Source organism: Frondihabitans sp. OV104 (genome assembly GCF_057787745.1).
Window position 1 is genome coordinate 2,253,842 of the sequence record NZ_CM173541.1, and the last position, 13,315, is coordinate 2,267,156.

Annotated in this window: 14 protein-coding genes; 9 read left to right on the forward strand and 5 right to left on the reverse strand. The window is 69.8% G+C overall.

Annotation, left to right across the window (positions count from 1 at the left end):
- The first annotated feature begins 35 nt into the window (after positions 1-35).
- From AC3CBB_RS10685 to AC3CBB_RS10695, 3 genes are all read left to right on the forward strand, one after another.
- Positions 36-992, forward strand: coding sequence for an ABC transporter ATP-binding protein (locus AC3CBB_RS10685; RefSeq protein ID WP_123505300.1), 957 nt, complete (start codon positions 36-38; stop codon positions 990-992).
- Positions 989-1,867 (forward strand): ABC transporter permease subunit, encoded by an 879-nt coding sequence (locus tag AC3CBB_RS10690; protein WP_123505301.1) that lies wholly within the window; start codon positions 989-991, stop codon positions 1,865-1,867. The genes AC3CBB_RS10685 and AC3CBB_RS10690 overlap by 4 nt, the downstream gene beginning before the upstream one ends.
- Positions 1,868-2,025: 158 nt before the next feature.
- Positions 2,026-2,526 (forward strand): glutathione peroxidase, encoded by a 501-nt coding sequence (locus tag AC3CBB_RS10695; RefSeq protein WP_123505302.1) that lies wholly within the window; start codon positions 2,026-2,028, stop codon positions 2,524-2,526.
- Positions 2,527-2,574: 48 nt separating this feature from the next.
- On the opposite strand, the gene AC3CBB_RS10700 is transcribed toward AC3CBB_RS10695, so the two are convergent.
- Positions 2,575-3,606, reverse strand: coding sequence for a LacI family DNA-binding transcriptional regulator (locus tag AC3CBB_RS10700; RefSeq protein WP_488624554.1), 1,032 nt, complete (start codon positions 3,604-3,606; stop codon positions 2,575-2,577).
- 240 nt (positions 3,607-3,846) lie between these two features.
- Here AC3CBB_RS10700 and AC3CBB_RS10705 point away from each other — a divergent pair, with 240 nt between their 5' ends.
- Together AC3CBB_RS10705 and AC3CBB_RS10710 are read left to right on the forward strand one after the other, a co-directional pair.
- A complete protein-coding gene (locus tag AC3CBB_RS10705; protein WP_488624555.1) occupies positions 3,847-5,382 on the forward strand; it encodes a glycoside hydrolase family 43 protein in 1,536 nt (511 codons plus the stop codon).
- A 57-nt stretch (positions 5,383-5,439) separates the two neighbouring features.
- Positions 5,440-6,738 carry an MFS transporter gene (locus AC3CBB_RS10710; RefSeq protein WP_488624556.1) on the forward strand — a complete coding sequence of 433 codons (1,299 nt, stop codon included), beginning with the start codon at positions 5,440-5,442 and terminating at the stop codon, positions 6,736-6,738.
- A 103-nt stretch (positions 6,739-6,841) separates the two neighbouring features.
- Here the strand turns inward: AC3CBB_RS10710 and AC3CBB_RS10715 are convergent, their stop codons facing one another.
- On the reverse strand, positions 6,842-7,705 hold the full coding sequence (locus AC3CBB_RS10715) for a helix-turn-helix transcriptional regulator (RefSeq protein WP_123505305.1): 864 nt from the start codon (positions 7,703-7,705) through the stop codon (positions 6,842-6,844).
- A gap of 101 nt (positions 7,706-7,806) precedes the next feature.
- On the opposite strand from AC3CBB_RS10715, the gene AC3CBB_RS10720 reads away from it, so the two are divergent.
- A complete protein-coding gene (locus tag AC3CBB_RS10720) occupies positions 7,807-8,502 on the forward strand; it encodes an SDR family NAD(P)-dependent oxidoreductase (RefSeq protein WP_488624557.1) in 696 nt (231 codons plus the stop codon).
- A 161-nt stretch (positions 8,503-8,663) separates the two neighbouring features.
- Positions 8,664-8,993, forward strand: coding sequence for a hypothetical protein (locus tag AC3CBB_RS10725; RefSeq protein ID WP_488624558.1), 330 nt, complete (start codon positions 8,664-8,666; stop codon positions 8,991-8,993).
- Positions 8,994-8,997: 4 nt separating this feature from the next.
- Here the strand turns inward: AC3CBB_RS10725 and AC3CBB_RS10730 are convergent, their stop codons facing one another.
- Complete coding sequence (locus AC3CBB_RS10730) at positions 8,998-9,360, reverse strand: hypothetical protein (protein ID WP_488624559.1); 363 nt, start codon at positions 9,358-9,360, stop codon at positions 8,998-9,000.
- Between the two features lie 189 nt (positions 9,361-9,549).
- Here AC3CBB_RS10730 and AC3CBB_RS10735 point away from each other — a divergent pair, with 189 nt between their 5' ends.
- Together AC3CBB_RS10735 and AC3CBB_RS10740 are read left to right on the forward strand one after the other, a co-directional pair.
- Positions 9,550-10,497: a ferritin-like domain-containing protein gene (locus tag AC3CBB_RS10735; RefSeq protein WP_123505308.1), complete on the forward strand. Its 948-nt coding sequence runs from the start codon at positions 9,550-9,552 to the stop codon at positions 10,495-10,497.
- 206 nt (positions 10,498-10,703) lie between these two features.
- A complete protein-coding gene (locus AC3CBB_RS10740) occupies positions 10,704-11,651 on the forward strand; it encodes a ferritin-like domain-containing protein (protein WP_123505309.1) in 948 nt (315 codons plus the stop codon).
- 49 nt (positions 11,652-11,700) lie between these two features.
- On the opposite strand, the gene corA is transcribed toward AC3CBB_RS10740, so the two are convergent.
- Positions 11,701-12,699, reverse strand: coding sequence for a magnesium/cobalt transporter CorA (gene corA, locus AC3CBB_RS10745; protein WP_123505310.1), 999 nt, complete (start codon positions 12,697-12,699; stop codon positions 11,701-11,703).
- A 36-nt stretch (positions 12,700-12,735) separates the two neighbouring features.
- Positions 12,736-13,308 (reverse strand): DUF6518 family protein, encoded by a 573-nt coding sequence (locus tag AC3CBB_RS10750; protein ID WP_488624560.1) that lies wholly within the window; start codon positions 13,306-13,308, stop codon positions 12,736-12,738.
- Positions 13,309-13,315: the final 7 nt, after the last annotated feature.

Below are 13,315 nucleotides of genomic sequence, written 5' to 3' on the forward strand. Positions count from 1 at the left end.
GTGAGCATGGAATCAGAGAGCACGGAGAAGACAGCATGATCATCGCAGACGGCCTCACCAAGCGGTACGGCGAGCGCGTGGCTCTCGACCACGTGTCGTTCGAAGTCCAGCCCGGCATGGTGACCGGCTTCCTCGGCCCGAACGGCGCCGGCAAGTCGACCACGATGCGCCTCATCGTCGGTCTCGACCGCGCCTCCGAGGGGGGCGTCACGGTCAACGGCAAGCGCTACGCCGATCACCGCGCCCCGCTCCGCGAGGTCGGCGTGCTCCTCGACGCGAAGGCCGTGCACCGCGGCCGCAGCGCCTACGACCACCTCCTCGCCATGGGCGCCACCCACGGTATCGGCGCCAAGCGCGTCAAGGAGGTCATCGCCCTCACGGGCCTCGAGTCGGTCGCGAAGAAGCGCGTCGGCGGCTTCTCGCTCGGCATGGGCCAGCGCCTCGGAATCGCCGCCGCCCTGCTCGGCGACCCGGCCACCCTGATCCTCGACGAGCCGGTCAACGGCCTCGACCCCGAGGGCGTCGTCTGGGTCCGCACCCTGGCACGGCACCTGGCCCGCGAGGGCCGCACCGTCTTTCTCTCGTCGCACCTGATGAGCGAGATGGCCCAGACCGCCGACCACATCATCGTGCTCGGCCGCGGCCGGGTCATCGCCGACGAGTCGGTCGAGACGATCCTCGCCCGAGCCAAAGGCGACGGAGTCCGCGTCCGCACCCCGCACGCCTCGTCCCTCACCCCACTCCTCCAGGGCCAGGGCATCACGGTCACCGGGACCGCGGCCGACCTCCTCGAGGTCCACGGCCTGCCGGCCTCCCGCATCGGCGAGCTCGCCGCCTCCTCCGGCGTCGTCCTGCACGAGCTGACCCCCCTCTCCGGCTCCCTCGAGGACGCCTACATGAGCCTCACCCAGGACGAGGTGGAGTACCGCGACACCTCGGTGCCTGACGCCGCCGCCGTCTCCACCGACACCCAGAAGGAGGCAGTCCGATGAGTACCGCGACCGCACCCGCCCGTCTCACCAGCCACGCGAGCCTCTCGCACCTCACCTTCGCCGGGCTCCTCCGCTCGGAGTGGATCAAGCTCCGCAGCCTCCGCTCGACGTTCTGGTGCTTCGCGCTGATCTTCGTGCTCAACATCGGGTTCGCTGCCCTCATCGCCGCGCAGGACCTCACCGGCGGCGCCTCCCAGGGCCCCGCCGATGCGGCTGCGGGCGAAGCCGGCATGAGCGCGGCGACCACGGCCGTGACGCTCGGCATCAACTTCACGGTCCTGATCGCCGCCGTCCTCGGTGCGCTCGTCATCACCGGCGAGTACGGCACCGGGATGATCAAGTCGACCTTCACGGCCGACCCGCGACGACTCGGAGCGCTCCTCGGCAAGGCCCTGGTGTTCGGCGTCGTCACGTTCATCGTCGGGCTCGTCTCCCTGATCGTCGCCTCGCTGGTCGCGACACCGCTCCTCGACTCGTCGAGCAACATCTCGATCGACTGGTCGGACGGCACGTTCTGGCTCGCCCTCGTCGGCGGCGCGGGCTTCCTCGCCCTGGCCGGGCTGATCTCGTACTTCCTGGGCGCGATCATCCGCTCGAGCGCCGGCGGCATCGCCGCCGGCATCGGACTCCTGTTCGTCGTCCCGATCGTGCTGTCGATCTTCACCGGCCTGACGAACGCCAAGTGGGCCGCCAACGTGGCCGCCTTCACGCCCTCGAACGCCGGCGGGCTCATGTACGGCTACGGCGCTGGCAAGGCCGGCATCACGGACGGAATCGTCTCGCTCGACCAGGGCCTGGGGTTCCTGGTCATGATCGGCTGGGTCGTCGTCACCGGCATCCTCGCCGTGATCCTGGTCAAGCGCCGCGACGCGTAGCGTCCGCTCCCCGAGATGGCCGCCGCCGTCGCCTCCCCGCCCGGAGGCGACGGCGGCGGCCATCTCGCGTACGTCCGAGAGGTCTCGCTCGACACCCCAGGGTGCACGCGCCGAGCCGACCCGCCAAAACGACGGCTGTCGGACGTAGAATCTGGCGCATGAGCTTGTACGACATCCCCGTCGAGACCGCGTCCGGTACCACCACCTCCCTCGCCGAGTACAGCGACAAGCTGCTGCTCGTCGTCAACGTCGCCAGCCGCTGCGGCCTCACCCCTCAGTACGGCGACCTCCAGCAGCTCCAGGAGAAGTACCGCGACCAGGGCCTCCAGGTCGTCGGCTTCCCGTGCAACCAGTTCAACGGGCAGGAGCCCGGCTCGAACGAGGAGATCCAGGAATTCTGCGTCGCCACCTACGGCGTCGACTTCCCGGTGTTCGCGAAGGTCGACGTGAACGGCGACGACCGGCACGCGATCTACGACGAGCTCACCGCCGTCGAGGACGCCTCGGGCGAGGCCGGTGACGTGAAGTGGAACTTCGAGAAGTACCTCGTCGCGCCCGGCGGCGGAGTCGTCGCGCGCGTCCGCCCGCAGGAGAGCCCGGCCGCCGACGAGTTCGTCGCCCTCGTCGAGGCCAACCTGCCAGTGCCGGTCGTCGGCTAGAGCCGCCGCCGCCCCGCGGGGCCGCGACCCTCCCCAGCGTTGCAGAGACTAGCCCCGGGGCGCCGCCGTCGACTCGCGCACCACGAGCGACGTGGCCAGCTGCAGGTGGTGGGAGAGCGGCGCCGAGCCCTCGATCATGGCGAGGACCGTCGACAGGGCCGTCCGGCCGATCTCGTCGAGCGGCGTGTGCACGGTCGTGAGCAGGACCGGCGCCGGCAAGGCCGCGTACGTGTCGTCGTAGCCGACGACGCTGACGTCGTCGGGCACGCGGAGTCCGGCGCGCGCGAGCTCGCGCATCACGGCGAGCGCGCCCGGATCGCTCGACACGAAGAACGCGGTCGGCGGGTCGACGAGGTCCATCATCCGCACCGCCTCGGGCCCGGCGCTGACCATGCCGTCCTCCGAGACGAGCGCCGAGTCTTCGTCGAGCCCCGCCGCCTCGAGCGCCGACCGGTAGCCGGCGCGCCGCTCGCGGAGCCCGGCGTGCGTGGCCAGGCCTCCGACGAAGCCGATCCGGCGGTGCCCCAGGCCCAGCAGATGCTCGGTGGCCTGCATGGCTCCCGACCAGTTGTTGGAGCCGACGCTTGCGACGTCGGGATCGAGCGCGTTGGGCGGGTCGATCGAGACCACCGGGAGGTCCAGCTCGGCGCACACCCGGAGCGCGTCGCGCGAGAGCTGGGTCGTCACGACGAGGAGCCCGGCGTAGCCGCGCTGCCAGAGCGCACGGATCCGGTGCGGCTCGAGGCGCGACGCGGGCCCCGGGTCGAGCGGCGCAATGACGTCGGCGACGATCTCGACGCCGGCGGCGTGGCCCCCGGCGAGCAGCGCGTCGAGCATCCGCAGCGAGTACAGGTTCGCGAGCGTGTCGAAGAGCACGAGGATGCGACGACGTCCGCCCGACTCCGGCGCTCGCGTCGTCGGGGCGTAGTCGAGGAGCCGGACGGCGTCGTGGACGCGCAGGCGGGTGGCCTCCGAGACCCCGGGCCGGTCGTTCAGGACCTTCGAGACGGTGGCCTTCGAGACGCCGACGACCTCGGCGACGCTGTCGAGGGTGGCGCGGCGGCGGGGGGCTTCGGGCATGGGGTCCATAGTAGCGAAAAGGTTTCGCCAGTTCCTGCGTAGGCTTGCCCTTTTTCCGAAGCGGATGTGAGGGCTCGTAGCCGTGTTGACGCGGCTTCAAAACCGACCTAGAGTCGCTTTTGAGCGAAACAAGACGAAAATGTTTCGCGCAGTGCCGTGTCGCAATGACGATGCAGCGTCGCAACGACCGCGCCGCCACCGCTCGGAGCGCAACGAAGCCCTAGTGCAAGGAAGCATGCCGTGAACGACGACGACACCAGCAGCGCCATCTACCCCAACCCGATCCTGCCCGGATTCAACCCCGACCCCAGCGTGGTCGCGGCCGACGGGGCGTACTACATCGTCACCTCGACCTTCGAGTACTACCCGGGCCTGCCCGTCTACCGCAGCCACGACTTCGTGACCTGGGAGCAGGTCGGCAACGTCGGCACGCGCCTCGGCCAGCTGGCCGTCACCGAGGTTCCGACCGGCCTCGGCGTCTGGGCCCCGACCATCCGCTACCGCGACGGCGTCTTCTACGTCATCGTCGTGATCCCCGCCGGGCGCGGCTGCGTCGTCTTCACCGCCACCGACCCCGCGGGCGAGTGGAGCGACGGCACCGTCGTCGAGGGCTTGAACGGCATCGACCCCGACCTCGCCTGGGACGACGAGGGCACCGCCTACGTCACCTACTCGGGCCTCGTCATGAGCGGCGACGAGCTCGGCACGCACCTGGGCATCCAGCAGGTCAAGGTCGACCTCGCCACCGGCGCGATCCTCGAGGAGCCCCGCTCGCTCTGGTCGGGCTCGGGCTTCATGTTCCCCGAGGCGCCGCACCTCTACCACCGCGGCGAGTACTGGTACCTGATGATCGCCGAGGGCGGCACCGAGCGCGGCCACGGCGTCTCGATCGCCCGCGGCACCTCGCCCGAGGGTCCGTTCACCGCCTACGACGCCAACCCCTTCCTGACGGCGCGGAGCACGATCCGACCCGTACAGAACACCGGCCACGGCGACCTCGTCGAGGGCCCCGCTGGCCAGACTCTGATCGTCCTGCTCGGCGTCCGCCCCGGCGGCGGCACCCGCGCGTTCTCACCGCTCGGCCGCGAGACCTTCGTGTCGACCGTCGACTGGATCGACGACTGGCCCGTCGCCCAGCCGGTCCTCCTCTCCGAGCAGAGGCCGATCGCCGACTCCGTGCGCTTCGACGCTCCGCTCGACGACCGCTGGATGGCCGTCCGCCGCACCCCCGCCGAGATCGCCGCCATCGACGCCGAGCGCGGCGTGCTCACCCTGACCGGCGACGGATCGACCCTCGACGACGCGCACCCCGTCTTCGTCGGTCGCCGCCAGCTGACCTGGTCGGTCACGTCGCAGACCACGGTCGACGTCTCGAACGGCACCGGCGGCCTCGGCGTGCGCTACGACCAGCAGGCCCACTACGAGATCGAGGCCCGCACCGACGGCGACGAGGTCGTCGTGACAGCCCGCGCCTCCGTGCCGAGCTTCAGCCGGGAGTGGTCCGGCCGCCTGCCCGCCGGGCCCGTCACGCTCCACCTCGACTCGGCCGCACCCGAGGCCGACGGGTTCGGCCCCGACATGATGACCAGCGACTTCGTGTCGCTCTGGGCGTCGTCCGGGGTGCCGGGCGGTGCCTATCAGGAGCTCCGCCTCGCGTCCGTCGACGGCCGCTACCTGACCGCCGAGACGGCCGCCTCCTTCACCGGCCGCGTGATCGGCCTGTACGCCACTGCCGGCACCGTCGCGTTCGACGGGTACGACGCCACCGGCGTCTGACCCGCCCCGCTCTCCTCCTCCCCCCTGCACGTCGAATCGACCCTAGAAGGCACTCTCATGAGCTCCCACCCGACCATCCCGGAGTCCGCGTCACGGCCGTCGCCGACCGCGACCGAAGCGCCTGAGACGACGGCCATCCCGACTCGCCCCCGTCTCGTCCGCTTCGGCGCGGGCTTCATCATCATCGGGCTGTTCTGGGCGGTCGGCCTCGCCATGGTCGCGAACGTGCTGCTGCCGCAGCGCCTCACCGACATCGGGGTCGCGTCGCCCGAGGCCTGGTTCGGCACGATCAACGCCATCACCGCCGTCGTCTCGCTGGTCTCGAACCTCGTGTTCGGCAATCTCTCGGACCGCGTCCGCACCCGCTTCGGCCGTCGCACGCCGTGGATCGTCGGCGGCGCAGTGCTCGGCGGAGTCGCGCTCGCCGCCGTCGGAGTCATCGACGACCCGGTCGGCATCACGGTCGTCTACTCGTTCGCGCTCGTCGGCCTGAACATGATGCTGGCCCCCGCCGTCGCCGTGATCTCGGACCGCGTGCCGCTCTCCGCTCGCGGGACGATGTCGGCGTTCTGGGGTGCCGGCGTCACCATCGGGTACCCGATCGGCGCCCTGGTCGGAGCGGCGTTCATCACCGTGACGGTGCCCGGCTACTTCCTGGGCGGCGCGCTCATGCTGCTCGCCGGCGTGCTGGCCGTGATCGTCTGGCCGCGTGAGAAGTCGGCGCTCGACCTGCCCGCCAAGGCCGGAGGCTTCAAGGAGCTCGGAAAGTCGTTCCGCCCGCCCCGCCACGCCCCCGACTTCTACAAGGCCTTCGTCGGCCGGCTCTTCATGCTCATCAGCTACCAGATGATCGCGGCCTACCAGCTCTACATCGTGCAGCAGTACATCGGCCAGACCGTCGCCGAGTCGGCCGCCACGATCTCGGTCATGTCGATCATCACGCTCGTCGTCGGCCTCGTCGCCTCGCTCGGCTCCGGGCCGATCTCGGACCGCATCGGCCGCCGCAAGGTACCGGTCGTCGTCGCATCGGTGCTGTTCGCCGTCGGAGTGGCCATGCCGTGGATCTGGCCGACGACGATGGGCATGTTCCTGTACGCCGGCATCGCTGGCCTCGGCTACGGCGTCTACTCGTCGGTCGACCAGGCGCTGAACGTCGACGTGCTGCCGAGCAAGGAAGAGGCCGGCAAGGACCTCGGCATCCTCAACCTGGCCACGACTCTCGGCCAGACCCTGGGCCCGATCATCACCTCGTCGATCGCCGTCGCCACCGGGTCGTACACGTTCATCTTCCCGATCTCGATCGCGATGGCCGTGCTGGGCGCGTTCACGATCACGCGGATCAAGTCGGTGCGCTGACCCGGTTCAGAAATTCAAGGAGAAATGCCCCGGATGGCGCCAGTCAGGTGCGATCCGGGGCAGTTCTGCGAAAATCTCCTTGAAATTCTGGGGCGGCACGGGGCTAGGGACGGGCGGCGGCGGTGAGCCCGGCGACGCGCACCAGGTCGAGCTTCGACTCCTCGGGGCTGCCTGCGGGCACCGTGTAGGCGACGATACGGAGGTCCGACCCCGCGACCGAGAACACGTCGCAGTCGAGCTCGATCTCGCCGACGAGCGGGTGCGTCACGTACTTGTGCTCGGAGACGTGGGTGCCGACGGAGCCCGACGCCCACATCGTGCGGAACAGCTCGCTCGTCTCCATCAGGCCGTCGATCAGCGACCGGACGGCCGGGTCGCCGGGGTACCTGCCCTGCACCTCGCGCAGATCGCAGACGAGCGAGCCCTGGAAGTGCTCCGTGCCGAGCTCCTGCCGGACCCGGAAGCCCGCTCCGCCTGCCAGGTCGGAGCCTGCGAACACGGCTCGCACCAGGTTGCGCTCCCGCGCCGGGGCCAGAGACGGGTCGCCCAGCAGCGCCGCCCAGAGCGGGCTCCAGGTCAGGAGGTCCCACGTCGCCGAGAAGACGGCGACCGGCGTCTCGCCGAGCCGCGCGATCAGGCGCTGGACGCTCGGCGGGATGTGGTTCGACACGATGCCGTCGCCGGGAGGCAGGAGGCCGACGACGCGGTACAGGTGGTCGCGCTCGTGATCGGTGAGCTGCAGCGCCCGCGCGAGGGAGGCCGCGACCTGGTCGGACGGGTTGCGCGCTCGCCCCTGCTCCAGCCGCACGACGTAGTCGACGCTGAGCCCGGCGAGCGCCGCCAGCTCTTCGCGGCGGAGGCCCGTCGCACGGCGGCCCGTTCCTGCGGGGAGGCCCACCGCACCCGGCGACAGGCGCTCGCGCCACGACTTCAGGAGCGAGGCGAGTTCGCCGTGAGGATCTTGCACCCCTCTATTGTGCGCAGGAACTCGGGACCGCGGCTGGTATCGCGAGTCCTACCGTCGACGGGGGCCTGGGCACTCCGAGGCACGACGAGCACCATGGAGCCATGACAACGACACTCATCACAGGAGCCAACAAGGGTCTCGGCTACGAGACCGCCCGCCGCCTCATCGAGGCCGGGCACAGCGTGTGGATCGGCGCCCGCGACGCCGAGCGCGGCCAGAAGGCCGCCGACGAGCTCGGCGCGACGTTCGTGCAGCTCGACGTGACCGACCAGGCATCGGTCGACGCGGCCGCCGCGACGGTCGCAGCCGCCGGCGGCCTCGACGTTCTCGTGAACAACGCCGGCGTCACCGGCCCTCAGTCGAAGCCCGCCGCCGAGCTGACCGGCGCCGACTTCGAGGGCGTCTACGCCGTCAACGTGTTCGGCATCGTGCGGGCCATCCACGCGTTCCTACCGCTGCTGCAGGCGTCGGCCAACCCGACGATCGTCAACGTCACGAGCGGTCTCGGCTCGTTCGACTCCGTCCACGACGCGAACCGCATCGAGTCGAAGGTCGTCGCGCCGATCTACAACTCGTCGAAGTCGGCGGTCACCATGCTCACCGTGCAGTACGCCCGCGCGCTCGACGGCATCAAGGTCAACGCGGCCGACCCGGGCTACACGGCCACCGACCTGAACGGCAACTCGGGTCACCAGACGGTGACCGAGGGCACCGACGCGATCGTCACGCTCGCGACGCTCCCGGTCGGCGGCCCCACCGGCACCTTCATCGACCGGAGCGGCCCCGCGGCGTTCTAGCGGACCCGCGCCACCGAGCGACCCGGCGGGTGCGTGGAATCAGCAGGATGCGGGCCCGGACCCCGCAGATTCCACGCACTCGGACCGCCCGACAGGTGTGCGATACCGAAAAGATCCCGAGGCCGGTTTGCCTGTTCACCTTGACCCGCCACAATGGCCCCGTGACCAAGAAGATCGACACCGCCCTGAAAGACCTCACGCACGCTCTCGAGAAGCACGCGCAGATCGTCGGGCTGAAGCCCATCCCGCTCAAGAAGGCCGGCCGCGCCGCCGCCGAGCTTCGAAGCGCGGCGACCGCCTACGCGATGATCGTCGAGCAGAAGACCGGTCAGACGAACCCCTTCATCGACTTCCTCGACGCGGCGACCATCGAGTCGCTGACAAAGGAGCGGGAGTTCATCGCCGCCCGCAAGGCAGCCGAGGCGAAGGCCGAGGCCAAAGCGCAGGCCAGGGCCGAGGCGAAGGATTCGAAGGCCGGCTCCGAGGCCTGAGGCGCTACGACCGCTCGTCGACCAGTGCGATGAAGCGGCTGCCGACGCCCTCGACCTCTGTCCGCGCGAAGCCGGCCGTGGGCTCCGGCGCCTGGAACGGCGAGTGGTAGTCGCACATCAGGTAGGTCCAGTCGGGCCACCACTTCTTCGGACGAGCGTCCTCGGCGAATCCGCACACGACGCAGTCCAGGTGCACCCACACCTTCTTGGCACCCGTGCGGTTCGCACGCGACTGCACGAGCCACTGCGGCGGATCGCTCTCGATCGCCGCCAGCTCGTCTTCGGTCAGGCGCGACGGGATGCCGTGGCGCGTCGCCATCTCGAGCGGGATGTCGAGGCGGAGGGCGGCGTCGCGGCGAGTGAGCATGCCCCAGGGTAAACAGCGCGTAGCAATCGAGCCAATTCGCGCAATGCCCTATGCCGGGAGGCCCCCGGGGGTCTAACGTCAGCGGCGAGAGGGGGATTCCTCCCTCCCGACGCGTGGGGTCGATATCTGGGGTCGACTCCGTTCACAAAGCGCGCCGCCTGCGTCGCAGTACCCAGAAAGGGAACATCGATGTTCGACAAGCGATTCATCACATCCGCCATCTCCAGGAGCGCCGAGAACGGCCTCGACCGTCGCAACTTCTTCACCGCCGCCGGCGTCGCCGGCGTGGGTGTGGGTGTGGCGGCCATCGCCGGCAACACTCTCGCCGGCCCTGCCGCTCCGGCCCATGCCGATGAGGTCAGCGACGCCGCTATCCTCAACTTCGCCCTCAACCTCGAGTACCTCGAGGCCGAGTTCTACCTCCGCGCCGTCACCGGCTCGGGCCTGCCCTCGAGCATGACCGACGGCACGGCGACCCTGGGTGGCGTCGTCGGCGGCAAGAAGGTTCCGTTCAAGTCGGGCGCCATCAAGGCCATCGCGACCGAGATCGCGGCGGACGAGAAGGCGCACGTCGCGTTCCTGCGCTCCGCTCTCGGTTCGGCCAAGGTCTCGCGCCCGGCGATCGACCTCAAGACGAGCTTCAGCGCCGCGGCCACCGCCGCCGGCCTGATCAAGAAGGGCCAGACCTTCGACCCGTTCGCCAACGAGGAGAACTTCCTGCTCGGCGCCTACCTGTTCGAAGACGTCGGAGTCACGGCCTACAAGGGTGCGGCGCCGCTCATCACGAACGCCACGTACCTGGGCGCCGCCGCCGGCATCCTGGCCGTCGAGGCGTACCACGCGGGCATCATCCGCGAGCGGATCCTGAACACCGGGCTGTACGAGCAGGCGCAGGCCATCTCGAACGCCCGAGACAGCCTCGACGGCAAGTCGAACGACGACCAGGGCGTGGTCGAGAAGAACGTGCGCAACCTCGTTCCGACCGACAAGAACGGCATCGCCTACGGCCGGACCGCACCGCGCGTGCTGAACGTCGTCTACCTGACGCCGAACGCGGCCACCAAGGGCGGCTTCTACCCGGCCGGCGTCAACGGCACCATCTCGACGAGCGGCGCGGCGGGCGACCCCACGTCCTGATCGAGCAGCGAGGGAGGCGGCGGGCGCGATCAGGCGCCCGCCGCCTCCTGCGTTAACGTGCCGCCTCTAGCGCTCAGCGCGGAACAGGGATAGCTTGTCCCCCAAGAGGGGGACTCCTCCCTCTCGACGCGAGGAACCGGCATCTGGGACCGGCTCCGATCACCCATCGCGTCGTCTGCTCTGCAGTGCCCAGAAGGAGAACAACGATGTTCGACAAGAAATTCATCACGACCGCTATCACGCGAAGCGCCGAGAACTCGCTCGACCGGCGCAACTTCTTCACCGCGGCCGGCGTCGCCGGCGTCGGGGTCGGCGTGGCTGCTGTCGCGGGAGGGGCCTTGCCCGCCCACGCCGACACCGCGTCGGACGGAGCCGTCACCGACTCCGCGATCCTCAACTTCGCGCTGAACCTCGAGTACCTCGAGGCGGAGTTCTACCTCCGCGCGGTGTACGGCACCGGCCTCGACAGCTCGCTGATCGGCGGGATCGACCCGCAGGGGAAGGTGCTCGGCGGCCACAAGGTGCCGTTCAAGTCATCGTTCGTCCGTGCCATCGCCACGGAGATCGCGGCCGACGAGAAGGCGCACGTCAAGTTCCTGCGCACCGCTCTCGGCGGAGCCAAGGTGGCACGGCCCGCGATCGACCTGCGCAACAGCTTCACGGCTGCGGCCATGGCGGCCGGCCTGATCAAGAAGGGCGAGACGTTCGACCCGTTCGCGAGCGACGAGAACTTCCTGCTCGGCGCCTACATCTTCGAGGACGTGGGAGTCACGGCCTACAAGGGGGCTGCGCCGCTCATCACCAACAAGACGTACCTCGGCGCCGCCGCGGGCATCCTGTCGGTGGAGGCGTACCACGCCGGCATCATCCGGAGCGAGCTCTTCCGCAAGGGCCTGCACACTCCCGCCGACCGGATCTCGGACGCCCGCGACTCGCTCGACGGTCCGACGAAGGACGACCAGGGCGTCGTCGTCAACAACACGCAGAACCTCGTTCCGACGGACGCGAACTCCATCGCGTTCGGCCGGACCGCGGCCCGCGTGCTGAACGTCGTCTACCTGAACCCGAACCAGGTCGACAAGGGCGGATTCTTCCCCGCGGGCGTCAACGGCGCGATCGTCGCGAGCGGGAACCCGGGCAGCCCGACGGCCTGAGAGACCGGGCCGGGGTGCACGTCGCCCGAACGACGTGCACCCTGTGCCCCTACAGCCAGTGGCGGTGCTTGAACACCCGGTAGAGGCCGAACCCCGCAGCGAGCATCAGGAGGACTGCGAAGGGGTAGCCGAACTCCCAGTGCAGCTCGGGCATGTGGTCGAAGTTCATGCCGTAGATCGAGGCGATCAGGGTCGGCGTGAACAGGATGGCCGCCCACGACGAGATCTTCTTGACCTCCTCGTTCTGCTGGATGCTCTGGTCGGTCTGCCGCCTCGTCACGATCGTGGCGTGCACCGTCAGCGCGTTGTCGAGGATGGCGCGGAACGAGGCCACACGTTCGACGATCAGGAGCGTGTGGTCCTGGACGTCGCGCAGATTGCGCTGCAGCTCGACGTCGACGCCGTACTTCTCGCTGCCGCGCTGCAGGTTGTCGAGCATCTTCACGAGCGGCACGACGGCCCGCTGGAAGTTGATCACCTCGCGCGACAGGTTGTAGATGCGCTCCGAGAGCCCCGTGCTCTCGAGGCGGAAGAGATCGTTCTCGATCTCGTCGATGTCGTTCTCGAGGCCGGCCAGCACGGGCTCGTACTCGTCGACGACCTGGTCGAGGATCGCGTAGAGCACGGCCTCGGGCCCCTCCGCCAGCAGCTCGGGAGCCGCCTCCATCCGCTTGCGCACGGTCATCAGGTCAGGTGACTCCGCGTGCCGGATGGTGACGACGAACTCGGGCCCGAGGAAGACGTGGAGCTCGCCGAACTCGACGGTCTCCTCCGCGTCGACGTAGCGGGCCGGTCGCAGCACCGCGAACAGGATGTCGTCGTAGCGCTCCAGCTTGGCGCGCTGGTGGCCGAGCAAAGCGTCCTCGACGGCGAGGGGGTGGAGCGAGAACTCGGCGGCGACCGAGCGCACCTCGGCGGGGCTCGGCCGGTACAGGCCGATCCAGCCCATGCCGTCGTGCTGGTGCATCAGGCGGTAGGTGGCGTCCAGGCTGCGCGGGTTCTCGATCCGGCGTCCCGCGACGTACACGCCGTTGTCGATGAGGGGCATCCCAGAAGGATGCTCCCCGCGGGTGAACGAGCGGCGTCAGACGCGCCGCGAGCGCCAGAGGGCGGCGGCGAGGAAGGCCGCGCCGGCGACGATGTCGAGGGTCCAGTAGACGGGGCTGGTGGTGTCCGAGATGAACAGGAGGCCGTACGCGCCCTCCGCCATCAGCACGACGGTCAGGGGGAGCACGGCGAGCCAGCGTCGAGCAGGGCGCCCCCAGCGCACGTACGCCGCACAGGCGCCGAGGATCAGGCCGGCCGCGATGCCGGGCACCGTGTACATGTTCTGCAGCGGAGCGGCGTAGTAGTAGCCGCGCCAGATGCTGACCACCCCGTAGGCCTCGAGCATCGCCTCGAAGGCCACGATGCCGAGAATCGCGCCGAGCAGGGGCCGGGCCCGCGAGAGCCACACGATCAGGAAGGCGAACATGCTCCAGCCACCCGCCGAGTTCGCCAGCGACCCCAGCCAGTCGGGCAGGAACCCCTGCGCCGGGCTGGTCGCCCCGCCGATGAGAGCGGCCCCGACGAGCACGATCACGACGGCGCGCACGGTGCTCGCGACAGTCTCGGAGCGCCACGGGTGACGGACGGCGGCAGCATTCGCAGAACTCATATATCGA

Coding starts and splice junctions, on each gene's coding strand:
- AC3CBB_RS10735 (WP_123505308.1), top strand. CDS start 9,550: ATGTTCGACAAGCGATTCATCACATCCGCCATCTCCAGGAGCGCCGAG.
- AC3CBB_RS10730 (WP_488624559.1), bottom strand. CDS start 9,360: ATGCTCACTCGCCGCGACGCCGCCCTCCGCCTCGACATCCCGCTCGAG.
- AC3CBB_RS10740 (WP_123505309.1), top strand. CDS start 10,704: ATGTTCGACAAGAAATTCATCACGACCGCTATCACGCGAAGCGCCGAG.
- AC3CBB_RS10690 (WP_123505301.1), top strand. CDS start 989: ATGAGTACCGCGACCGCACCCGCCCGTCTCACCAGCCACGCGAGCCTC.
- AC3CBB_RS10710 (WP_488624556.1), top strand. CDS start 5,440: ATGAGCTCCCACCCGACCATCCCGGAGTCCGCGTCACGGCCGTCGCCG.
- AC3CBB_RS10695 (WP_123505302.1), top strand. CDS start 2,026: ATGAGCTTGTACGACATCCCCGTCGAGACCGCGTCCGGTACCACCACC.
- corA (WP_123505310.1), bottom strand. CDS start 12,699: ATGCCCCTCATCGACAACGGCGTGTACGTCGCGGGACGCCGGATCGAG.
- AC3CBB_RS10700 (WP_488624554.1), bottom strand. CDS start 3,606: ATGCCCGAAGCCCCCCGCCGCCGCGCCACCCTCGACAGCGTCGCCGAG.
- AC3CBB_RS10750 (WP_488624560.1), bottom strand. CDS start 13,308: ATGAGTTCTGCGAATGCTGCCGCCGTCCGTCACCCGTGGCGCTCCGAG.
- AC3CBB_RS10720 (WP_488624557.1), top strand. CDS start 7,807: ATGACAACGACACTCATCACAGGAGCCAACAAGGGTCTCGGCTACGAG.
- AC3CBB_RS10685 (WP_123505300.1), top strand. CDS start 36: ATGATCATCGCAGACGGCCTCACCAAGCGGTACGGCGAGCGCGTGGCT.